General features: G+C 63.9%; 26 protein-coding genes. 10 read left to right on the forward strand and 16 right to left on the reverse strand.

The window, feature by feature from the left end; translation table 11 throughout:
* Position 1: 1 nt before the first annotated feature.
* The 3 genes from CIT39_RS31170 to CIT39_RS31180 all read right to left on the reverse strand — a co-directional run bounded on the left by CIT39_RS31170 (position 2) and on the right by CIT39_RS31180 (position 2,550).
* Positions 2–829, reverse strand: a complete 828-nt coding sequence (locus CIT39_RS31170; protein ID WP_244607484.1) for an ABC transporter ATP-binding protein — start codon at positions 827–829, stop codon at positions 2–4.
* Complete coding sequence (locus tag CIT39_RS31175) at positions 826–1,872, reverse strand: ABC transporter substrate-binding protein (protein ID WP_094976475.1); 1,047 nt, start codon at positions 1,870–1,872, stop codon at positions 826–828. Before CIT39_RS31175 ends, CIT39_RS31170 begins: the two co-directional genes overlap by 4 nt.
* A gap of 309 nt (positions 1,873–2,181) precedes the next feature.
* Positions 2,182–2,550: a transposase gene (locus CIT39_RS31180; protein ID WP_094976474.1), complete on the reverse strand. Its 369-nt coding sequence runs from the start codon at positions 2,548–2,550 to the stop codon at positions 2,182–2,184.
* A 179-nt stretch (positions 2,551–2,729) separates the two neighbouring features.
* Between CIT39_RS31180 and CIT39_RS31185 the strand changes: the two genes are divergently transcribed.
* The 3 genes from CIT39_RS31185 to CIT39_RS31195 all read left to right on the forward strand — a co-directional run bounded on the left by CIT39_RS31185 (position 2,730) and on the right by CIT39_RS31195 (position 4,967).
* Positions 2,730–3,668, forward strand: a complete 939-nt coding sequence (locus CIT39_RS31185; protein ID WP_094976473.1) for an acetamidase/formamidase family protein — start codon at positions 2,730–2,732, stop codon at positions 3,666–3,668.
* A 130-nt stretch (positions 3,669–3,798) separates the two neighbouring features.
* Complete coding sequence (locus tag CIT39_RS31190) at positions 3,799–4,257, forward strand: Rrf2 family transcriptional regulator (protein ID WP_094976472.1); 459 nt, start codon at positions 3,799–3,801, stop codon at positions 4,255–4,257.
* Positions 4,258–4,283: 26 nt separating this feature from the next.
* The gene (locus CIT39_RS31195; protein ID WP_181955124.1) at positions 4,284–4,967 is read left to right on the forward strand and encodes a class I SAM-dependent methyltransferase; all 684 of its coding nucleotides are present in this window, start codon (positions 4,284–4,286) and stop codon (positions 4,965–4,967) included.
* Positions 4,968–5,037: 70 nt separating this feature from the next.
* Here the strand turns inward: CIT39_RS31195 and CIT39_RS31200 are convergent, their stop codons facing one another.
* The 3 genes from CIT39_RS31200 to styA form a co-directional block, all read right to left on the reverse strand.
* On the reverse strand, positions 5,038–6,489 hold the full coding sequence (locus CIT39_RS31200; protein ID WP_094976470.1) for a DUF1254 domain-containing protein: 1,452 nt from the start codon (positions 6,487–6,489) through the stop codon (positions 5,038–5,040).
* Between the two features lie 221 nt (positions 6,490–6,710).
* Positions 6,711–7,196: a styrene monooxygenase NADH-dependent flavin reductase subunit StyB gene (gene styB / locus CIT39_RS31205; RefSeq protein WP_094977049.1), complete on the reverse strand. Its 486-nt coding sequence runs from the start codon at positions 7,194–7,196 to the stop codon at positions 6,711–6,713.
* A 24-nt stretch (positions 7,197–7,220) separates the two neighbouring features.
* Positions 7,221–8,471: a styrene monooxygenase subunit StyA gene (gene styA, locus CIT39_RS31210; protein WP_094976469.1), complete on the reverse strand. Its 1,251-nt coding sequence runs from the start codon at positions 8,469–8,471 to the stop codon at positions 7,221–7,223.
* Between the two features lie 105 nt (positions 8,472–8,576).
* On the opposite strand from styA, the gene CIT39_RS31215 reads away from it, so the two are divergent.
* From CIT39_RS31215 to CIT39_RS31225, 3 genes are all read left to right on the forward strand, one after another.
* Positions 8,577–9,506, forward strand: a complete 930-nt coding sequence (locus CIT39_RS31215; protein WP_094976468.1) for a LysR family transcriptional regulator — start codon at positions 8,577–8,579, stop codon at positions 9,504–9,506.
* A 30-nt stretch (positions 9,507–9,536) separates the two neighbouring features.
* Positions 9,537–10,559: an LLM class flavin-dependent oxidoreductase gene (locus CIT39_RS31220; protein ID WP_094976467.1), complete on the forward strand. Its 1,023-nt coding sequence runs from the start codon at positions 9,537–9,539 to the stop codon at positions 10,557–10,559.
* Positions 10,560–10,659: 100 nt separating this feature from the next.
* Positions 10,660–11,121, forward strand: coding sequence for a DUF2846 domain-containing protein (locus CIT39_RS31225; RefSeq protein ID WP_094976466.1), 462 nt, complete (start codon positions 10,660–10,662; stop codon positions 11,119–11,121).
* A gap of 70 nt (positions 11,122–11,191) precedes the next feature.
* Here CIT39_RS31225 and CIT39_RS31230 read toward each other — a convergent pair whose 3' ends face one another.
* Complete coding sequence (locus tag CIT39_RS31230) at positions 11,192–11,350, reverse strand: hypothetical protein (protein ID WP_162848681.1); 159 nt, start codon at positions 11,348–11,350, stop codon at positions 11,192–11,194.
* Between the two features lie 446 nt (positions 11,351–11,796).
* Between CIT39_RS31230 and CIT39_RS31235 the strand changes: the two genes are divergently transcribed.
* The 3 genes from CIT39_RS31235 to CIT39_RS31245 all read left to right on the forward strand — a co-directional run bounded on the left by CIT39_RS31235 (position 11,797) and on the right by CIT39_RS31245 (position 13,257).
* Positions 11,797–12,141: a DUF1236 domain-containing protein gene (locus CIT39_RS31235; protein ID WP_094977048.1), complete on the forward strand. Its 345-nt coding sequence runs from the start codon at positions 11,797–11,799 to the stop codon at positions 12,139–12,141.
* 71 nt (positions 12,142–12,212) lie between these two features.
* Entirely contained in the window at positions 12,213–12,623 is a 411-nt protein-coding gene (locus CIT39_RS31240; protein ID WP_094976464.1) for a hypothetical protein, read from the forward strand.
* A 214-nt stretch (positions 12,624–12,837) separates the two neighbouring features.
* The gene (locus CIT39_RS31245) at positions 12,838–13,257 is read left to right on the forward strand and encodes a hypothetical protein (protein WP_094976463.1); all 420 of its coding nucleotides are present in this window, start codon (positions 12,838–12,840) and stop codon (positions 13,255–13,257) included.
* A 113-nt stretch (positions 13,258–13,370) separates the two neighbouring features.
* Here CIT39_RS31245 and CIT39_RS31250 read toward each other — a convergent pair whose 3' ends face one another.
* The gene (locus CIT39_RS31250) at positions 13,371–13,631 is read right to left on the reverse strand and encodes a hypothetical protein (RefSeq protein WP_181955125.1); all 261 of its coding nucleotides are present in this window, start codon (positions 13,629–13,631) and stop codon (positions 13,371–13,373) included.
* 61 nt (positions 13,632–13,692) lie between these two features.
* Here CIT39_RS31250 and CIT39_RS31255 point away from each other — a divergent pair, with 61 nt between their 5' ends.
* Entirely contained in the window at positions 13,693–14,121 is a 429-nt protein-coding gene (locus CIT39_RS31255) for a hypothetical protein (RefSeq protein WP_094976461.1), read from the forward strand.
* A 50-nt stretch (positions 14,122–14,171) separates the two neighbouring features.
* Here CIT39_RS31255 and CIT39_RS31260 read toward each other — a convergent pair whose 3' ends face one another.
* The 8 genes from CIT39_RS31260 to CIT39_RS31295 form a co-directional block, all read right to left on the reverse strand.
* A complete protein-coding gene (locus tag CIT39_RS31260) occupies positions 14,172–14,630 on the reverse strand; it encodes a hypothetical protein (protein WP_094976460.1) in 459 nt (152 codons plus the stop codon).
* A gap of 10 nt (positions 14,631–14,640) precedes the next feature.
* A complete protein-coding gene (locus CIT39_RS31265; protein WP_094976459.1) occupies positions 14,641–14,859 on the reverse strand; it encodes a hypothetical protein in 219 nt (72 codons plus the stop codon).
* An 86-nt stretch (positions 14,860–14,945) separates the two neighbouring features.
* A complete protein-coding gene (locus tag CIT39_RS31270; RefSeq protein WP_181955126.1) occupies positions 14,946–16,505 on the reverse strand; it encodes a hypothetical protein in 1,560 nt (519 codons plus the stop codon).
* Positions 16,506–16,588: 83 nt separating this feature from the next.
* Complete coding sequence (locus CIT39_RS31275) at positions 16,589–17,731, reverse strand: glycoside hydrolase family 5 protein (protein WP_094976458.1); 1,143 nt, start codon at positions 17,729–17,731, stop codon at positions 16,589–16,591.
* A gap of 2 nt (positions 17,732–17,733) precedes the next feature.
* Positions 17,734–19,905: a GumC family protein gene (locus CIT39_RS31280; protein WP_094976457.1), complete on the reverse strand. Its 2,172-nt coding sequence runs from the start codon at positions 19,903–19,905 to the stop codon at positions 17,734–17,736.
* Between the two features lie 219 nt (positions 19,906–20,124).
* Complete coding sequence (locus CIT39_RS31285) at positions 20,125–20,904, reverse strand: sulfite exporter TauE/SafE family protein (RefSeq protein ID WP_094977046.1); 780 nt, start codon at positions 20,902–20,904, stop codon at positions 20,125–20,127.
* Between the two features lie 148 nt (positions 20,905–21,052).
* On the reverse strand, positions 21,053–21,379 hold the full coding sequence (locus CIT39_RS31290; protein ID WP_094976456.1) for a rhodanese-like domain-containing protein: 327 nt from the start codon (positions 21,377–21,379) through the stop codon (positions 21,053–21,055).
* Between the two features lie 20 nt (positions 21,380–21,399).
* Entirely contained in the window at positions 21,400–21,732 is a 333-nt protein-coding gene (locus CIT39_RS31295) for an ArsR/SmtB family transcription factor (protein ID WP_094976455.1), read from the reverse strand.
* Between the last annotated feature and the right edge of the window lie 24 nt (positions 21,733–21,756).

A 21,756-nucleotide genomic window follows, 5' to 3' on the forward strand; every position in this document is an offset into this window, starting at 1 on the left:
GTCATTGGATCGCGATATCGAGATCGGCCCAGATGCGCCGGACATATTGGCTGAAATCCGGCCTCTCGCGCAGCGAGATCATGTCGCCGCGGTCGGCACCGAACTCGATCCGGTAGGTCGTCTTGACCCGCGTCGGACGCCGCGTCAGCACGACGACGCGATCGGCCAGCGACACCGCTTCCTCGATGTCATGGGTGATGAGCAGCATCGAACGTCCGCCCTTGCGCACGAGATCCACCATGTCGTTCTCGATCAGCAGCTTGGTCTGGAAGTCGAGTGCGGCGAATGGTTCGTCCAGCAGCAACACGTCCGGATCGTTCACAAGGGTCCGCGCCAGCGCCACGCGCTGCCGCATGCCGCCCGACAGCGTCGAGGGGTAATGGTCCGCGAACCCGTGCAGCCCGAGCTGATCGAGCATGGCCCGGCTGCGGTCTTCCGCCTCTGCGGCAGCGACGCCGCGGATCTCGAGGCCGAGCATGGTGTTGCCGAGCGCGGTGCGCCAGGGCAGCAGCAGATCCTTCTGCAACATGTAGCCGACGTTTTGCGGCTGACCGGAAACCTGCCGGCCATGCCAGCGGATGCGGCCCGCATCGGGCGCCAGCAGGCCGCACAGCGTGTTGAGCAGCGTGGTCTTGCCGCAGCCGGAAGGGCCGACGATGCTGACGATTTCGCCCTTGCGCAGCGTCATGCTGAGATCGGCGATGACAGGCACGACCTGGCCATCGAGATCGTAGCCTTTGGCGACATGCTCGACCACGAGCGGGAGGGCGGCGCCGTCCAGGGCCCCACCCTCTCCGGGCTTCGCGTATGTGGCAGCCTCGGCGATCATTTCAGGCTTGCAATCGCCTTTTCAGCGAACGAGTTGTCGATGATCTGCTCGAACGAAACCGATCCCTTGGCATTGCCGAGGTAGATCTGCATGTCCATGAGATTCTTCCACTGATCCTGCTTGGTGATCACGGACTGCGCCGGGATCAAATATTTCAGCTCCGCGTCGATCGCCTTGTCGACGACCTCGCCGGGCAGATCCGGAAACTCTTTCCGTGCGACCTCCTTGGCAAAGGCCGGATCGGCGTAGGTCTTGCGCGAGGCCTCCTCGAACGAGGTGACGAGCGCCTGCACCATTTCAGGATCTTTCTGGATGGTCGAGGGCAACACCATGATTCCGGTGTTGCAAAACGGCCCGACATAATTCGAGAAATCGAACACGACCTTGGCGCCTTGCGCCTCCGCGGCGGCGACGCTCGGCTGATAGGCAACCGCCATGTCGGCCTGCCCTGCCAGCATCGCCGCGATCTCGGTCCCGGGATTGACGGGAACGATCGTGGCGTCGGTACCCAGCTTGAGCCCGGCTTTTTCCAGCATCCGCTTTGTGACGCTGAAGTTGGTGTTGGGCTCCGGCGAGGTGACGATCTTGAGACCCTTGAACTCCTTCGGATCGGTGATCGGCTTGAGCGTCTTAGAGACGCCGAAATAATGTGCGCGCTGCACGACCGTTCCCACAACGACACCGGGGCCGCCATTCTCGCGTGAGATCTGCGCCATGGTCGCATCGCCGATCGCGAAGTCCGCGGAGCCGCCGAGCACGGCCGCGAAAGTCTGGGTGTCGCCGCCGGCGGCGCTCACCTTCATGTCGAGACCGTTCTTCTTGAAGATGCCGGCATGCATGCCGACGTAGAGGTTGATGTAGCCCAGATTGTGCACGGCCTCGCTGAAGCGAACGGTCTTGAGCCCGGCGGCGGACGCGGTACGGGATCCCATGAGCGGTGCGGCGCCGATGCCGGCAACGAGCATCGACGAGGCTGCGAGGAATCGGCGGCGGTTGAGCACACGACCACTCGGCGTGGCCGGAGGACGAACATGATTGGTCATGGCGCAAAATTCTCCAGAGCTGCTGAAAGGCAGCTCAAAGACTAGGCGCCGACCTCCGCGCATCAAGGCGAAATAAGCGACGCATTCTGCACGTGATTTGAACCTGGCGATGAATATGTCGCGCGAGTGACGCGAACGCTGGATTCTTGATCTCGTTGCGCCTCATTTCCGCTCGTTATGCAATCGGTCAGCGGGAAACGTCGGCGGACCGAGATCGATTCCGTCATTTTTGACATTATCGCTGCACAAAGAATTTGCAGAACCGCAATGCATTTGCAGGTTCTATTCCCCTCGAGCGGATTCCGCAGGTTACGGATTGACGCGCACTGAGGAGAAGCGGCCGGTCAGCGCGCCGCCACACTTCTCCGCTGCGATCCGGCTGGCGCGAGTGCCCTGCTGCGGCGCGGCCGTCGTTGTGCCGTCTTTCTTTTCAGTATCCGCGTTGCGCAACTGTTCGAACAGATTGCTCACGAGGCCGCGCAAACGCACATTCTCGGACTTCAGCTCGTTCATCTGCTGAACGGCGCGGACGTCTAGGCCGCCGAAGCTGCGGCGCCAGCGATAGAACGTGCGCTCTGTAATGCCGGCAGCCTTGCAGATTTCTGCAATCGACACCCCGGAGCTCGCCTCGGCAAGGAGATGAATAATCTCATTCTCAGTGAAACGGGACCGCCTCATCGATCTCTCCCTCGGCCCGCCATTTGCACGGAACACCGCGCAGGGCCTGAGGCCAAGTATAGCCGAAGGATTGCCGCAGCCTAGAATATCCGAGGACGATTTTGCCGGTCACGCCCGTGGCGCCCCCGGAACGGTCGCCCGCCCGCGAGAGAGCACCCACCACGCCTGGAGTTCATCCGATGCAACGCCACCACGAAATAGCCAGTACGCCCGAAAACATGGTCTGGGGCTATCTGGACTGCAGCACACGACCTGTGCTGGAAATCAACTCCGGCGACAGCGTGACGCTGCACAGCTTCCCGGCAGGAGGCAAGGAAACGCTGCCGGACGACCTCTCGCTGGTCCCCGAGGACTATCGAGTTGCCCTTGAGACGATGCAGCCGGGGCCGGGACCTCACTTCATCACCGGCCCCGTTTATGTGCGCGGCGCCAATGTCGGCGACACCCTCCAGGTCGATATCCTCAACGTGAAAGTTCGCCAGGATTGGGGCTTCGTGTCGATCCTTCCTTTGCTCGGAACGCTGCCGGACGAGTTCACGGATTATGAAACGATCCATCCGGTGATCGACCGCGAGCGCGAGGTCTGCATCATGCCATGGGGCACCGAGATTCCGCTCGCGCCCTTTTTCGGCATCATTGCCACGGCCCCGCCGCCAAGCTGGGGCCGTTGCGGGTCACCCGTTCCGCGCGCCTTCGGCGGCAACATGGACAACAAGGAACTGCGGGCCGGCACGACGCTTTATCTGCCGGTGTTCAACGAGGGCGCATTGTTCTTCGCCGGTGACGGCCACGGCGTGCAGGGCGACGGCGAAGTCTGCATCACCGCCCTCGAGACCGGCGTCACCGGGACCTTCCGCCTGACGGTTCGCAAGGACATGGGCCTCCAATGGCCCTTTGCCGAGAGCGCCACGCATCTGATGTCGATCGGGCTCGACGAGGATCTCGATGACGCCGCCAAGCAGGCCGTCCGGGAAATGGTCAAGCACGTCTGCGCGCGGACCAACCGCACGCGTAACGAGGCCTACATGCTGTGCTCGCTGGCCGGCAACCTGCGGGTCACCCAACTCGTCGACGGCAACAAGGGCATTCACATGCTGCTACCCAAAGCGCTGCTTTAGGTCGACGCAAGAGATCAAGACAGCACAACACCTCTCCACCGCAGCTCCCCATCGGCCGACGCGCTGGCCCCTCGCGTTCGGCAACGACGTCGACTTGACTTCCAAACCATCATGTAACATACAAAGTTACATGAAACGGGATTCCCGACTTTCCGGTGTTCTCCACGTCCTCCTGCACATGGCGCAGCAGCCCGGGCCGTTCACGTCCGAGACGCTGGCCAAGGCCATGGACACCAACCCGGTGGTGATCCGCCGCATCATGGCGGGTCTGCGGGAGATCGGCTACGTCCGCTCCGAGAAGGGGCACGGCGGCGGCTGGACGATCGCCTGCGACCTGTCGAAGGTGACGTTGCGCGACGTCTATGCCGCGCTCGGCAATCCCCCGCTGCTGGCGATGGGCAACCGGACCGAGGCGCCCGGCTGTCTGGTCGAGCAGGCCGTCAATGCCGCGCTCGATCAGGCCTTTGACGATGCGGAGGCGCTGCTGCTGGAACGGCTCGGCGAGGTGACGCTGGCGATGCTGGGCGAGGATCTTCGCAAGCGGCTCGGGTCTCGAAAAATCCACGACATCAGCGCACATCGCGCGTGAACGGCTCCATTCACGGGGACAACATCATGACCGACATTCAAGCCGCATTCTCCGATCCACAATTCGTGGCGAGATACACCGAGGGGCCGCGGCGCTTCGTACCGGGCTATGACGCCATGCAGTCAATGACGGCGATTCTGCTCGCCGAAAGCGTCCCCGGCGATGGGCAGGTGCTCGTCCTCGGCGCGGGTGGCGGCCTCGAGCTCAAGGCGTTCGCGCAAGCGCATCCCGGCTGGCGCTTCGACGGCGTCGATCCGTCTGCGGCGATGCTGGCGCTGGCCGGGCAAACCCTGGGGCCGCTCGCACCCCGTGCACGCCTTCATCAAGGCTATATCGATGATGCGCCGGAGGGACCGTTCGACGGCGCCACCTGCCTGTTGACCCTGCACTTCGTCGATGTCGCCGAGCGGCGCCGCATCGCCTCGGAGGTCCGCCGCCGGCTCAAGCCGCGCGCACCGTTCGTGGTCGCGCATCTGAGCGCGCCCGACGGCGAGGAAGAGCGCCCGCTGTGGCTGTCGCGCTACTCGGCGTTCCTGGCCGCCTCCGGTGTCGAGCCCGAGCAGGCGGCGGCCGCGCGGAACGCCGTCACCAACCATCTTGAGATTCTCGCACCCGCGCAGGACGAGGTGATCCTGCGCGAGGCCGGCTTCTCTGACCCGACCCTGTTCTACACCGGCTTCGCGTTCCGCGGCTGGGTGGCCTACGCCTGAGGCGTCACCGCTTCCTCGACACGGCAGGCATCATCGATGCATCGCCGGATGCGCCAGGGCTTCAAATTCTCTAGCGCTGAACGACGGCCGCCAGTTTCTTCACCGCCGGCGGCTTCCACGTGCCGTTGACGATCGAGGGACTTTTGTCATTCGGCCAGTACAATCGCATCATCAACTGGAATTTGCCGGATGGAGCCGGTAGCCAGTTGGATTCCTTGTCTGCGCCCGGGGAGTCCTTCTGGATATAGATGTCGACGGAGCCGTCCGGGTTCGATTTCAGATTCTGCCGGGCACTGATCGAATAGCGGTTGATCGGGTTTGCTACGAAGAAGTAGTTGCTGTCATACATCGTCAGCGACCAGAAGCCGCGCGCAGGCGGCAACCGTCCCTTTGCAAAATGCAGGACATATTTGGCGGCGCCGTCATAGGCCTTGCCTTCCCCATCCTTCTGCGAGCTGGGATAGACGGCATCTTGCGGCCGGTTCGCACCGAGGCCGATGGCCGTGACAAATGCCCGCATGAAATAGTCGGTCCCGTAGATTCCGGTTTTGGTCGTGTACCCCCATCCGTTGATATCCTTGACCTCCTTGTTGACCTTGAACTGAAGCAAGATCCGGTCGAAGGCGATCTGCGGGACACGTTTTGCAAAGTCCGCGTTGCGCAATCTGCTCGGATCGAACTCCTGGCCGGCGACGAGGCCAATCCGCGCGAACCTGGCGAGTGCGGGGGCATCCGCTGCGGCCGGCGGGTTCGCCTTCATGAGCCGCGCCAGGAGTGTGAAGTAGGCGACGGCATCCAGGCCATTCACTTGATCGCGCACGGCGGTCTTCATGTCGATGGAGCGATCGACCTCGCCGGCTGGCGGCGTATAGGGCTTGCCGTAGCTGCTCAATGGCACCAGCTTGCACGCGTCCTGCGCAGCATGGACTGCGGCATAGTCTTCCGGCGTTCCCGTGCAGTAGATCCGTCCGAGTATCCACACGAGGCTGGTCGGCGACTTGTACTCCTTGACGCCCGAGGGGAGCGCACCCTTCCAGCCCGGCCCGGTGATCGCGTAGGTCTGCGCACCCGTCCCCGTGGTTCGCTTTCCTGGCGCCTGAAACACGTCGGTCCAGCCGTCCAGCATCGGAAACAGGAAATAGCGATCCTTCATGTCGGGGATGCTGAGGACCCACGGCTCCTTTTCGACGTCGATGAATGCCGTCGTGTAGAGGGTGTCCGCATTCGGCGCGGTCACATCGCGGAACGAAGCGTCAGGATATTGGCGCGACTTGATGAACTGGCCCATCGGCGCGCGATTGCCCACCGGGCTCGCGACATTCGTGATGATCCTTCTCGTGTATTCCATCGTCACCAGCGGATAGCCGTAGATGTAGGCATCCTGAGCCACGGCAAACTCTTCCACTCCTTCACCGAAGTCGCGCAAGATGTCGCCGAATTCTGCGCGGGCCAATGTGCTGAATGATGCCCCTGCAAAGAGACTGAGACCGCCAATGGTCGCCTGGCGTCGGGATATCCGCATTGCCTTCCCTCCTCTGCGAAGAACTTTTACGCTAGGTGCCGCAAATCGCGTGACGCTTGATCCAGATCAAGTCCCGGAGGACGTCGCGCTCAGGGCGGTTGAGCGCCTCTTGGGGTGAAAGGTGGACGCCTGGATGGTGACGATCTCGACGGGCTCAGCCGCTTCACTTCCGCGGCTGGGTGGCCTGCGCCTGAGGCGTGCGTCACGGCTTCATCCGCGCGTCACCGATCGAAGGGAATCCCGGGCCCGAGATGATACCGGCTCGAATAGAACACCAGCGGGGTGGTGTCGCGGTAGTCGCACGCCGAGACTTCGGCGATGATCAGCGTGTGGTCGCTGACATCGACCTGACGCGTGACTTCGCAGGCGAACCAGGCGATGCAGCCGGACAGGCGGGGCAGGCCATCCACGATGTCGTAATCCGGACTGGCGCCGGTGTTCGGCTGGCTGGCGAAATGCCGCGAGAGGTCGCGGCCGTGATCAGGCAGGACGTTGACGCAGTAGCGTGAGGTCGCCGAGATCGCACGGTGCATGCGGCCGGGCATGACCGAGACCAGCACGGTCGGCGGCGACAGGCTGACGGTGACGAAGCTGTTCACGGTCATGCCGCAGACGCGGCCGTGCTCGTCGAGCGCTGTCAGCACCGCGACCCCGGTCGCAAAGCGCGAGGCGGCCTCGCGGAACGAGGCCGGATTGGCACGCGACATCTTGGTTTCCGTTCGCATCGATCCTCACGCGATCGCCCTGAGCGGCTCAGGCGGGGCCGACATGCGCTCGATCCAGGCCTGGATGCGCGAGGGCGTCGAGATGCGGTCCCACTGCCGGTCCGGATAGTTGAAATTCTCGGTGAACTCGTTCGCCAGCGCCGGGTTCTGGCTCATCGCGCCGATCAGCATGCCCAGCGCTTCCGTCGGCGGCTGCAGCATTACGTTGGTCCAGCGCGACGCCGCCAGCACGCGGTCCTGCCGCTTCAAATCGATCTTCTCGCACAGACGGGCGTCAAACGCGTCGGAATTGACGATCTCCTCGCCGAGCACGAAGGCCGCATAGGAGGCGACGTTGGCGCCCTGGCCCATCATGGGATCGACGATCGCCTGGACGTCGCCGAGCGCGATCGCGCATTTGCCGTCGTCGAATTCGACCACCGTGTTGCGCACCGTCGGCACGACGCCACCTTGCAACAGATCCTGCGGCTGCGCGAGGTCGAAGCGCGCGGTATCGATGCGGTCGTAGGTGGTCGGATGATGCTTCTCCAGCTTGCCCAGCAGCACCTTCAGGAAGTGCTTCGGATTGTCGTCGTAGCTGAGCGTCGCCAACTCCTCCATGTCGCCGCCCGGCACGTTCTCCATCAGCAGCGCGTTGGCGATGCCGTCGAAGGTGATGGTCGGGATCACGATCATCTCACCATGGCCGGGAGATACCGAGAGCGTGACGTTCATTGGATCGGGCTGCCGCACGCCGGTGTAAAGCCCGACACACAGCCGCCGCTGCGGCTGCGAATAGGGCGTATGCTCCGGACGGTAGGTGAAGAGCTGGCCCAGCGGACCCTTGCCGGTCGACACCACCAGGAGATCGAAGCGGGCGACCAGCGGGCGGATGTCGCGCTCTTCGATGCGGCGGTATTCGATCCTGCCGCCGCGGCTGGCGAAGTCGTTCATCAGCGCGGGCAGATAGATCCGGTAGTCGACGGCGCGGCTCGGCTTCGAGAAGTCACCGCGAAAGCTCAGCGGCTGCGGGAAATTGAAGACGTGATCGTGATAATAGTAATGGTCTTTCGGATCGGTCCAGTGATTGACGCCGAGATAGTCCTCGCGCGCGATCGTCACATGGTGATGTGCGACCGTGTTGATGAGCCGGATATCGCGGTAATCCTCGGGCGGCCGGTCGGTGATGACAGTGGCGTCCACGCCATGCTTTTGCAGATACAGCGCGAGATGCAGCCCGGCGATGCCGGCGCCGACGATTCCGATGTTGCGTGCCATTGTCGTCTCCTCCCCTGATTGCTCGTTTTGAGGAAGCCTAACGATCGGCCGTGTTGCACACTACGGAATAACTGGGATATGATTTATTCCGGATCGGAATAGATCATGGACCGGATCGACTGCCTGCGTGCCTTCGTTCGCACCCTCGAGGGTGGCAGCTTCTCGGCGGCGGCCAAGGAGCTCGGGATCGGCCAACCCGCCATCAGCAAGCGCATCGCGATGCTGGAGAGCGAGTTCGGCACGCAGCTGTTCTTGCGCACGACCCGCACGCTCAAGCCGACGGCCGAGGCGCACCGGATCTACGAGCTCGCGCGCCAGATTCTCGGCAGTTTCGACATGGCGCGGTCGAGCGTCGAAGAAGCGGCGCCCCGCCCCACGGGCACGCTCCGGATCGGCGTGCCGTCGTCGTTCGGACGGCGCTACATGATGCCCATCATCGCCGAATATGTGCGGAATTATCCGGAGGTCCGGGTCGACATCCGCTTCAGCGAGCGGTTCGTGAACCTGGTGGAAGAAGGCATCGAGCTTGCCTTGCGGATCGGACATCTAGAGGCCAGCACGCTGGTCGCCCGCCGGCTCGGCACCGTACAGCGCCATCTGGTTGCGACACCCACCTATTTGCACGGCCGCCCGCTGCCACGGACGCCTGACGATCTCGGCTCGCATCAATGCATCGTCTATTCCAGGATGTCGCCGGCGCATCAATGGGCGTTCGAATCCGAGCACGGCCGCCACGTCGCATCGGTCAATGGCCCCATCCATGTCGACGATGCCGATGCGATGCAGGAGGCAACGATGCATCATCTCGGCATCGCCATTCTGCCCGAATGGAATGCCGCCGACGGTCTTCGCAGCGGCGAGCTCGAGCATGTGCTTCCGGACTACGGCATCGCCGCGCTGCCGCTGCACGCGGTCTATCCGGAGACGCACTGGATGACGCCACGGGCGCGAAGCTTTCTAAACCTCCTGGTCGAACGCGCCGAACATTTTGCAGTTATCCCGTCGGAAAGCACCGGCATCCATGCAGGTGGTTGACGCCGTCTCACCCGGCATTAAATGACGTCCATGAAAAAGATCGGATTCCTCTCCTTCGGACACTGGACCCCCTCGCCGCAATCGCAGACGCGCTCGGCGGCGGACACGCTGCTGCAATCGATCGAGCTTGCGGTCGCGGCCGAGCAACTCGGCGCGGACGGCGCCTATTTCCGCGTGCACCATTTCGCGCGCCAGCTCGCCTCGCCCTTTCCGCTGCTCGCGGCGGTCGGCGCGAGGACGAGCAAGATCGAGATCGGCACCGCCGTGATCGACATGCGCTACGAGAACCCGCTCTACATGGTGGAGGACGCAGGCAGCGCCGACCTCATCGCGGGCGGCCGGCTGCAGCTCGGCATCAGCCGCGGCTCGCCCGAGCAGGTGATCGACGGCTGGCGCTACTTTGGTTATGGCCCGGCCGACGGCCAGAGCGACGCCGACATGGGCCGGCGCCATGCCGAGGTGTTTCTCGACCTACTTCGGGGCGAAGGTTTTGCCGAGCCCAATCCGCAGCCGATGTTTCCGAACCCGCCGGGGCTGCTGCGTCTCGAGCCGCACGCGCAAGGCCTGCGCGAGCGGATCTGGTGGGGCGCCGGCTCGAATGCCACCGCGGTGTGGGCGGCGAAGCTCGGCATGAATTTGCAGAGCTCGACGCTGAAGAACGACGAGACCGGCGAAGCTTTTCACGTGCAGCAGGCCGCGCAGATCCGTAGCTATCGCGCCGCCTGGAAGGAGGCCGGCCACGCCCGCGAACCCCGCGTCTCCGTCAGCCGCAGCATCTTTGCGCTGGTCGACGATCGCGACCGCGCCTATTTCGGCCGGGAGCGCGGGGGCGAGGACCAGATCGGCTTCATCGACCCGCAGACCCGGGCGATCTTCGGCCGAAGTTATGCCGCCGAGCCCGATGCGCTGATCGAGCAGCTGCGTCAGGACGAGGCGATCGCGGAAGCGGACACTCTGCTGCTGACGATCCCGAACCAGCTCGGAGTCGATTACTGCGCGCATGCGATCGAGGCGATCCTGAAGCACGTGGCACCGGCGCTGGGGTGGCGCTGACATGAGCCGGCGCGGCACGACCAGAAGTCGCGGTTGACTTCGTCCACCACCGTCGCCAATGATCCCCGCGGGGACTGTTGGACTGAATCAGGGGGTTGGAATGGGCTTGCGTCCGGGGATTTTCGTTGCGGCTTTCCTGCTTGCGGGGTGTGCGTCGGGGCCGATGGGCAGCACGGCTCTCACGGACAACGTCAAGGCAAATACTGCGCGGCTGGTGGTCTATCGCTCATCCGCCCTCGGTTTCGCAATCCAGCCAAGCTATTCGGTCGATGGACGCTCCGTTGGAGGCAGTCAGGCTGCCGGCTTCGTGGCCTGCGACCTGCCTCTGGGCCGTCACGAGGTTGCGGTCAACAATCTTCCGCTGAGCAGCAATCTGTTCGGACAGGGAAGCGAGAAGGTCAGCCTCGATCTGCGCGCCGGCAGCACCACCTACCTCTCCGCCCAGCCCCAGATGGGAATCATCACGCCCGGTGCAATCACCTTGGTTCAGGTGACGGAAGGCCAGGGCCGAGCCGACGTCGCCAGCTTGCATCAGAGCAACAGCTCATGCGGCAAGGCGTGATCTGAGGCGCCGTGGCTCGTTCACCTCTCCTGCTTGCGGGAAAGGGAGCGCTCCGCCGACAGTTGCGCTGTCACCACAACGCAGCGTTGGCGGCCTGCTGATAGATCATCGCGGCGACGAGCGAGAGCAGCAGGCCGGCGCCTGCAAAAATCACGAGCACCTTCAGAGTTTCGACGTCGACACTGGTTCGCGTCGCGCGGGATATTGCCTTTGCCAGTGCAGCCATCATCGCCAGCTCCGAAGTTGGCCACGCGGCGGCGAGGCCATGCTTCATCTAGCGTCATTGGCGCAGTCTGCGTGTGAAGCAGATTACAGGCGAGCTTACGTGTACGAAGGCGGGCCGCTGCCATCGAACGCGAGAAGCCTGCCGCCGGCGTAGCGGTCGGTGCAACCTCGGCTCGTTCAAAGGCAGCAGATGACGCGGCCCCGATTCTACTCTCGCAGAAACCGGGGCCCTTCACGTTCAATGCATATGGCCAATGAGATAGATGCCGGCGCCGACGACCAGGATGGCCGGCACAGCCCAAAGAATCAGGATGGGCATTTTCCTCTCCTCCTATCAGTTGCTCCCGGAGACCGAACGGGAAAAAGTGGCAAATGTTCCTTCGCCGATGGAACGGGCCGGTGGATGGCAAGTTCAATGCAGCGCCGCATGTAGCGGCGAGGGAGAATGCGATGAAGAAGTTCGTACTGATATCGGCGGCCGCCTTGCTCGTGTCGACGAGCGCGTTGGCGCAGACCACTGTCGTCACCACGACCGGCGCCGGCCATGGCGCTGCGGTGCAGATCGAGCCGGAATATCGCACCAGGATCCGGTCCTACGTCACCGAACAAAAGATCCGCCCCGTCGAAACACGCGAGAAGATCGTGATCGGCTCGCCGGTGCCGCGCGACGTCGAGCTCGCGACCGTTCCGAGCGACTGGGGTCCTTCGCTCACCCGGTACCGCTACGTCTATTCCGGCAGCCACGTGATGCTGGTCGACCCCGAGACCCGCATGGTCGTCCAGGAGGTCGACTAACGCCGCCGCGGCGGGCCGTGGAGGAGCGGCCCGCCGCGTCATCGCACCTTGTTCATGCGCGGTAGCATCCGATGCCCATCGTTCGATATTTTCTGGTTGCAGGCGCATTCGTTGTCGCGCTGCTATGCGCACTCGATCGCTCTATGCCGCCGCTCACCGATATGTCTGCGGGCACGGGCGTCGACCGCAGCATCATCCGCATCCACTCTGCAAGCGCCTGGCCTGAAAAGATCGTCTTCGATACGTCCACTCAGATCGCGACCGTGGTCTCCTCGCCTCTGCTTGCCACCGAGAGGCGAGACGACTCCGGCCAAGCGCTGGCGATAGCGGCACCGCAAAAGCCGGAGATCCAGAACACAGCCGCATCTCCGCAGAGCGCCGTTCGGGCAACGAGCTTTCGCTCAAATCGAACGGCGCGTGCAGCCGCTTCACGTCGGCCCTACGACCATCAGCTGATCGTCGGAGCGTTCCGAGAGAATTGATCTCTGCCGCAGCACACTGCGTGCATTCCTGCAAGCGTTCAGCCCGGATGAACAACGAATGAATGACCGCGGTGCGGTCCATCGCGCAACGGAACTCAGCACAAGCAAGAATCTGCAGTCAACGTCTCCCGACACAGGAACGTTTGCGCAATTGCCAGTTTATCCCGAGCCTGAATTTGGCATTTCGTTTTTTGAAAAACTGGAGGAGAACGACATGAGGATCCTGAAACTTTCTGCGGCTGCGGCCGCGCTGCTCGCCGGCACGGCGCTCGCCGTTGCGCAATCGAGTTCGACCGTCGGCACCGGCGGATCGTCGGCGGGTGGCGGCACCAGCAGTTCGACTGTGGGTACCGGCGGCTCTTCGGCCGGCAGCGGATCGGCCTCGACGCTCGGCACTGGCGGCTCGTCGGCGGGCGGCGGCACCAGCAGTTCGAGCGTCGGCACCGGCGGCTCGGCGGCCGGCACCGGCTCCAATTCTGCATCGACCCTTGGCACCGGCGGCTCGTCCGCTGGCGACGGCAAGAGCGGCTCGACGGTAGGCGCGGCCGGCTCGTCTGCGGGTCATGCCAGCGACATGGGCATGGAAAAGGGCAAGGGCCACAACAAGGGCGAGATGAAGAAGGACAAGGATTGATGCCTTGACCCAGGAGCGGCAGCGATGCCGCTCCTTCGTCTTTGTTGGAGGAGAATTCGCATGAACAGATCAATCGTTGCGATCGCAGCGTTGAGCTTGATGAGCGGCGCTGCTCAGGCAACCACCCTGGAAAAGACCGGCAAGACGGCATCGGGCGAGACCTGCAAGGTCACGGTCGAAAAACATGCCGACGGCAGCATCACCGCGGTCGGCTCATCGGGTTCAAGCACGACCGGTTCGACAGCCTCGAGCGGTTCGCTTTCAAGCTCGAGTTCGGCCGGCGGATCGTCGGTGCACGTGCAGGCGGGCGGCGGCAGCGTATCCAGCTCGTCCTCGACCGCGGGCGGGCCTGGCTCGACCAGCGCGAGCACCATCACTGTCAACGGCTGCACGATTTCGACCTCGTCCCCCTAAGATTCATCAAGAGGATTCAACATGAGAACGTCATTCGCGACCGCGGCAATCGCAGCTCTGCTTGCCGCCACCTCACCGGCTCTCGCACAGAAGAGCGTCACGGGCGGAAGCGGCGGCTCGGCTACGGCGGGCGGCACCTCTGCCTCGACGGTTGGCACCGGCGGCACGTCGACGTCGGCGAACGGCAGCACCGGCTCGTCGATCGCGGCCGGCGGAAGTGCCGCTGCCGTCGATGGCAAGGCGCAGACCGGCGTCAGCACGAACAAGGGCAACGGCCCCGTGATGAACTCCAATGCCCGGGCGCAGGCTCATGACGGCGGCACGTTCAGCCGCTCGCATACGCGCACCCAGGTCAAGGCTGGTGAAGAGGTCGGCTCGACGACCAAGACGATGTCGCATGTGCCGGGCTCGAAGCCGACGATGTCGACCACCTCGACGACCGCACGCTAACCTCACGCCCCCTGCTGCCCGACTTGTTCGGGCAGCTTTTCTTGAGCAGTTCAGTTAGCGCTCAGGCTGTGGCTGACACGCGTGACGACTCGGTCCCATTGCCGCTTCTCGGCCGCGGGATAATTGATCAGCACGCAGTGCACGTAGCCTCGCGAGAAATTGCAGCGGTCGTACCAGATCTTGTCGCGCTTGATGCTGGAAACGACGAAGAATTTCGGGGTCACACGCTTGTAGATGATGCCGGAAGGTGGCTCCTTCTTGGCCAGGAACGCAGACGGCGAGAGACGCTGGCTGTTGGAAACAGCCTGCACGGTAAGATCGGCCCGACCATCGGCGGTTCGAAATTGCTGACCGAAGCCGTCGGGCTTGCCCGCAAGCTCCGTGAACAGCGACATGGGAATGTCCACCGATGTTCCAGCTTCAGGGATGCGGTACGCCGTCCAGCTTTCCGCACGCGCAGCTGAGAGCGTCGCGAGCAACGTGACGATGGCGGCAAATGTGGTCCTCATGTTCGGTTCCTCACGCGCGCGGAATCAATTGCAGCTCCATCAGGGCGATCCTCTGCAGATCAGCGGCGTTGCGCTCGCCAGCACCGGCGGTACGCAGGATGGATTCGGCGAGTGTGGTGACATGCGAGGAATGCACGGGCTCAGGGAGGCTCGCGACCGCGGCTTCCAGGGCGCCCGTCATGATAGCGATCACGTCGGGAGAGAATGAGGCGTTGGAAAAATTTTTCATCGGGCGGGACCGGCCCTTTTTGCGGCGAGCACGAACAACGCCGGGAAAAAGCGGAAGTTCCCACGACAGCAATCAGGAGCGGCGGCTTAGGTCACCGGCTGATATCGCGCGACATGCTCGATTTCCGTCCCCTCGCTCGCGACTGCCTGCATTCTCGCATGACTGCCGATGACGAGGCCGGTGAGCGAGAGCATGAGCCCCAGCGCGAGCGGCGCGAACAAGGCCTCTTCCTGAAACAATCCGTTGAGCAGCACGACCATGACGCCGAAGCCGGCGAGTCCCTGCGTCAGATAGCCTGACGACGCGTAGAGGCGCCAGGCCTTGAGCGCCATCGCGAAATAGAAGGCCAGCGGCACGAGGGCACCCACGCCCATCTGGTACAGGAGAACGCCGATCGCGCTCTCGACCGCGCCGTCGATCGTCCCGGCGGCCTGCGCCGCGCTCCAGTCGATGGAGAAATAGCTATCCGCCAGATTGCCCCCGATGCCGAGGCCCCGGCCGAAGGGCTTCTGCACGAATCCGTCCAAACCGCCCATCAACCCGATCACGTGATAGTCGCCGATCTGCAGTCCGAGGCGGATCGCCAGGATCGCAAAGGCGATCATGCCGAGGAAGCCGAACAACAACGTCACCACGGCGCCGATCAGGCGTGTCCCGATCCAGGCCGCGGTCACGAAGATGACCGTAATGAGCGCGCCCTTCACGCTGCAGAAAACCAGCAGCGGCAACGCCGCGAGGGCCAGCAGCGGCCGTCCGACCGAAAACAGGAACAGAGTGAGAAAGGCGAGCCCGTAGGCGAAGCTGATCGGGTGCATGTTCGGACCGTTGATGCGCAGCATCTTCGACAGGCCGAACCCCTCGAGCAGGGGCGTGTTCAGGAAATCGAAGCTGAAGCGGTCCTTGAGGTCGACGGGCACGTTGCCGGTGGCCCGCATCTGGGCTTCCCAGACACCCGAATGGGTCGCCTTGAGCTCGTCGAACCCCCAGAACGTATAGCCGTTGGTGATGGCCAGCCAGAGATCGCGGAAGACGAGCTCGACATAGCCGCACAGCAGAAGGATGACCGCGAGCGTCACCAGGAACGGCGTGATGCGCACTTCATAGGTCGCGGCGGTCAGAAGCGAGAGCTGGAACAGGAACAGCGGCAGCACGATATTGCGCAGATAGACCGCCGCGGGCTGTCCGTCCTGGACGAAGCCGATCGCGAAATACAGCGACACCACGGCGAGCGTGACGACACCCCAGCGCATGATCCGGTTCACCTCGGCCGATTGATTCCGCTGGCCCAGCACGTAAAGGCCGAACGTCGCCAGCCACATGACGGAGCAGACGAGGAAATTGTAGCCCTTGATGAAGTCGAGATCGGACGGCAGCGGAACCAGCGGCGACAGGACCGAGACGAACAGGTTCTGGAAGAACAGGACGAAGATCGCGATGGCCGGCGCGTAGGTCGGGACCGCCAGCACGATGGCGATGCCGACGAAGACCTCGACGACAATGCCGAGAGCCGGATTAGCCAGATGCAGGATAGGTGCACAGCCGATCGTGGCCGTGGCGATGCAGAACGTCGCGGCCAGCTCGCGCCAGGCCGGCGGCGATGTCACCGCCTGCACACACTGATCCTGGGTCAAGTAACCGGCGCTCATCGATCGTCCTTTGGCATCGCGCGGGGAGCACGATAGCGGGCCGCTGTGTAAGGATTCGTTAACGATAGCGAACCGGCGCGATGTCAGCGCCGGCCGGGCCGGCTCGCACCGCCGAGCAGCGCCCGCATCACGTCGGGATCGGGCCTGCCGGTGCTGCGATCGACAAGACCAAAACCCTGAGCCAGCTCCCAATGCGTCCAGCCCCAGCAATGCTCCCTGGCATAGGCGGTGACCTCGGCCAGCCAGCGCAACCGGCTTTGTCTCGGCGCGCCGGCTTTCAGCACGCCGAACTCGTTGATGATGATCGGACGCCTGAACTGCTGCTGCCATGCGAGCGCGGGCGCGAGCCAGCGATCGGCCACCGGCTTGTCCTTGGCAGCGGCGATTGCGACGTCGAGCATGCCGAGCGCCTTGACCGCGCCCCTCGCCTGCAGATCGCTGCGGATCGCCTGGACCTTGGGATCGTCGGCATTGATCGGATAAGGCAGATCGATGATGTCGTGCAGCGGATCCTGTGAATCCCAATGGGCCTGATGGGTGAACACCATGGGATCGTAGAAGTGGATCGCATAGACGACATCAGTATCCGCCAGCGGACGAAACCGCGGCAGGGAGTCCGCGCGTTGCCAGTTGACCGGACCGACGATGAGGGTGTTGGCGGGAAGCAATTTGCGGACGAAGGCGGCGAGCGTCTCGGCCTGCCTTTGCCATGTGTCGGCGTCGATATCGGGCTCGTTGAGCAGCTCGGCGAAGATTCGATCGGCTGGATAGGAGTGCATGATTCCCGCGAGGCCGCTCCAGGCCTCCTGCATCTCGCGCAGCGCCGCGTCCGGATCCTGCTTGTGCAGGCGGTTGAAGCGCTCGCCGGGATGAAGATCGACGGAGATGGCATAGCCGAGCGCCGTGAGCTGCTTCAGCGCCTTGACAAGCACAGCCAGCGTCTCGTCGCGCTCGACCGTCGATGCGAAACGCGGCATCACACGCTCGGCCGGCACCGGCAGCCGGACGTGACTCATTCCAGCGCGGCGCAACTGCTGCAGCAATTCGCGGCTTGGCACCTCGCCATTGATCCAGCCGTCCGCATTGAAGCCGCGGGACAATGCGGCAAGCCTCGCGGGCGCGACCGTCTGCGGAACGGGTACGCAAGTGTCGGCGAAGGCCGGCGGACCAAACGAGATCGACAGGAGCATCGCAGCAACCAGCCGACGACGCAGCGAGGCTGCCATCGTCAAACCGCAAGGCCCAATGCGCCGCCCTCGGGATGCGGCGCCTGCGAGCCCGTCGGCGCATGATTGACGACGAGCCCCATCGGCACGGTCTCATACTGCGACAGCGCCGCGGTCACCCGGCGCATCGCTGCCGACCCTAGCTCGCCGGCGCGCGCCACCAGGACGATCAGGTCAGCATGCGCGGCCAGCGCGATGGCGTCGGGCTGCAAGGCGAGATTGCCGGCATGGACGATGATCAGGTCGAACTCCGAACGAATATCGTCCTCGGGCCTCGCATCGGCCTTTCGGCCGGCGCTGAGAAGCTCGTCGATCGATTGAAGTCCAGCCGTGGTCGAGCCGTCGTTCCATTCGGTCACCGGCGGTTGGTGTCCTGCGAATTCGCCCTGCAACCGGATCAGCACGCTCATCATGCCCCTGTTCACGGCGGCGCGATTGAGCGAACGCGCAACGGTGTTTCCGCCAGCGCTCTTGCCGACCGACAGCACGAGAGCGACCTTGCAACCGCGCACGGGCACGCGATCGATCCGCTCGAGCAGCGGCCGCAGATACGGACCGAGATCGAGCTCGGCTGGAGTGGCGATCGGTCGTTGCCAGACGGTGCTGGTCGCAGTCCCGGACGCGGACGCCAGATCGGGAATGCGGGCCCAGACAGGGAGCCGCGGCATCGCCTCGGGCCGGAGAGCGGCGGCGACCGGCGGTTGGACTTGAGGCTGGACCTGCTGCGGGACTCGAGCCTGGACCTGGCGGTCCTCAGCCGCGTGCACGGCAGCCTCGGCAGGCGCGGGCCCGCCGGACATGCTCGTCATCATCGCGACGGCGGCAGTCGATGTCAGCAGCGAGCCGATCGCCAGCGCCGCCAGCAGCAGAGCGAGCGGCGGACGGGTCGAGCGCAACGGCGGAATGGCGGGCGAGGCGATCTTGCTCTGGGAGCTCTGCAGCTGACGCTGCTCGTTCGTCGTCTTGAACCGCGACAGGAACTGCTCGTAGATGTTCTTGTTGGCATCGGCGTCGCGCTGCAGCTCCTGCAGCTTCACCAGCGCCTGGCCGTCGACCAGCATCTGCGTCTCGACCGCCTTGAGCTGCTTTTCCAGCGCGTTCTGCTGCTCCCGCTGAGCTTCGTATTCGGACTTGGCAGTGTCGATGTTCTTCTTCCGCTCGACCTCGATCTGCCGGTTGATATCGGCCAGCTGACTGTAGGAGATCGCGAGATCGGGATGGCGCTCGCCGTACACCGCCTTCTTCTGCGCGATCTGGTCATTCAGGGTCGAGCGTTGCGCGCGCAGCATGCTCAAAAGGTCCTGCTTCACGGGACCTTCGACGTTGGCCTTGAGATCGCGTTGCACCTGCTCGTAGCGCGCCTTGGCTTCCTCGGTGCGAAGACGGGCGGCGGAGACCTGCTGATTGATATCGGTCACCCGCAATTGTTGGGTGGTCGAATCCTTGCCGGCATTGAGGATCTTGTGCTCGAGCCTGAAGGCGGCGACGGCGTCTTCCGATGCGCGCAGGCGCTCGCTCAACGCCTTCAGCCGGTCCTTGAGCCAGTCGGCGGCCTCGTCCGTGGCCTCGGTACGGACACGGCCCTGGCTGGCGACGAACGCCGCGGCGATGGCGTTGGCGTAGTAGGCAGCCCGCTCGGGGCGGTTCGAGGTGAAGGAAATCGCGATGACGTAAGTGAGCCCGCGCCGCGTGATCTCAAGGCGGTTGCGGAACTTCTCGAGCAGGCGCGTCATGTCGGTATGACCGCCGGCGATGTCATCGTCATCGGCGATCTTGAGCTGCTCGATCAGGGGACGGAGAAAGCCGTCCGATTTGGCGATCTCGATCTGGCTCTGAAGCGCCGCGGCGTCCTGGCCGATACCCGGCAAGACGTCCTGCTCCGTGGTGACACGCAGCTCCCGGGGATCGAGCACGACCAGCGCCGTTGCGGCGTAGCGGACCGGCAGAACCATCAGGGCGATGATGCCGAGGGCGAACAACGCCAGCGCCAGCGTCAGAATCCTCCGGCCGTTCTCCCGCAGGAACGCGAGTGCTCCGGAGACGGTCAGCGATCCCTTGATCAGCGCCGGCGCGGCACCCTCGGGATTCGTGCGCGCAGCCCGCGGCGCTTCCCACGAAGCCGCTGGCTCCGTCGGGGCGATGCTTCGCGGAGATGGGCGGCTACCGAACGCCATGGGGTTGGACTCGAAATCAACTGACAGTCATAGTTCAGAGGCTTGCGACACCGTAAATATCCATGGTTAACCGGCAGTTACGGCCGCGGCACGAAGCCGTCAGGATGTCCGGCTCGGCCATGCCGGCGGTGACGCGGCGCCCGGGATCGCCGGCGGTGCAGGCCGATTTCAACGCGCCCCGCGTCGAGGCGGCCTTGAGGAAAAATCAGCACCGATCGATCAAATCCAGCCCAAGCTACGGAGCAGCATGTAGACAGCGACCGCGCATATGAGCGCCGCAAACACGGTGTTCAACGCGCCCTTGCGGCCAGCAAGGGAAGTTGCGGAGCGGGCGCCGAGAAGTCCTCCAACAAGGCCGCCGACGATGAACAGCCCCGCGAGAGACCAGTCCACAAGGCCGGACACGGCGTAGTTCGCCGCAGTTGTCAGCCCGAACGCGGTGACCGCCAGGAGAGAGGAACCCACCGCGTACAAGATCGGCATGCCGGTGGCGGCGATCAGAGCGGGCACGATCAGGAAGCCACCGCCGATCCCGAAGAAGCCGGACAAGGCTCCTGTGGCGAGGCCCAAGCCCACAAGCTTCGGCAGATTTTCCCGATTGAGCCTCACCGACGGCTCCCCCTCGCCGGAACGGCCCCTCAGCATCAGCGCGCCCACGACCATCATGACGATGGCGAACAAGGCGAGAAGATTCTGACCATCAATGATCTTGCCGACAGTGGAGCCGAGAAAGGCGCCGGCTATGCCGGCGAGCGCGAACACCGAGGCGCAGCGCCACTTCACGTTACCGGCGCGGACGTGGTTCGCCAGGTTGGCGGCAGCGTTCGCCGCAACCGCGATGGCGCTGGTCCCGATCGCGACGTGGGGATCCGCCACCCCGACCAGATAGATCAGAAGCGGGACGGCCAGAATCGACCCGCCGCCTCCGACCAGCCCGAGCGAGAAGCCGACCAGCGAACCGGAGGCGACACCAAGTGCGCCTTGGGTCAGGGATAGCATCGTGCATTCCTCAATTGCCATCAGGCAGCGACGGCACGTGGTAGTCCGGCAATGCCGGGGCGCTCACATCAAGACGGCCACGCAACGGGGCGGCGACCGCCGCGACGATCAGTCCGGCACGATCTGCATTTGGCGTTGAGCCCGTGGCTCAACGCCGCTCGCTTTCAACCGGCAACCCCGCCTTGCGCCATGCGTCAAGCCCGCCTTCCACGATGAAAGCTTCGCAGCTTCGGTCCAGTTTCGACGCGAGGCGGGACGCATTGATCTGTGTGCGGGCGCCGCTCTTGCAGTGGAAAATGACCTGCTTGCCCTGATGCGCCGCAAAATCGGCCTCGTCGAGCTTCGACAAGGGCAGGTTTCGAGCGCCCACGATCCTTTCGCGGTCGTGCTCATCCGGTTCGCGGATGTCGATGAGGATAGCGCCCTTTTCGACGAGATGGCGTGCTTGTGCAGGATTGATGGTGGGTAGCGACATTCTTGGCTCCTTCTGTGGTCCTATTTGTTCTTCGTTCTGACAGGCGCGCAAAACAGCCTGTAGAGGGTGGCGAAGAGCTGCTCGATGCGCGGATCGGCGATGCGATACCAGAGCGTCTGGCTTTCCCTCCGAAAAGTGACGAGACCCTCCTCGCGCATCTTGGCGAGGTGTTGGGATAGGGCCGATTGCGACAGGCCCACGGCTTCAGCGAGGGAACTGACGTTGTCCTCGCCGCATTCAACGAGTCTGCACAGGATCATCAACCGGCGTTCATTGGCGAGCGCCCGCAAGATGGCGGCAACCTCGACGGCCTGCTTCTCGAAAGTTTCCGGATCGAACGTCGAGGACGCCATCGGCCTATCTCTCTTACTTTAGAT

Source organism: Bradyrhizobium symbiodeficiens, from assembly GCF_002266465.3.
Lineage (GTDB): Bacteria > Pseudomonadota > Alphaproteobacteria > Rhizobiales > Xanthobacteraceae > Bradyrhizobium > Bradyrhizobium symbiodeficiens.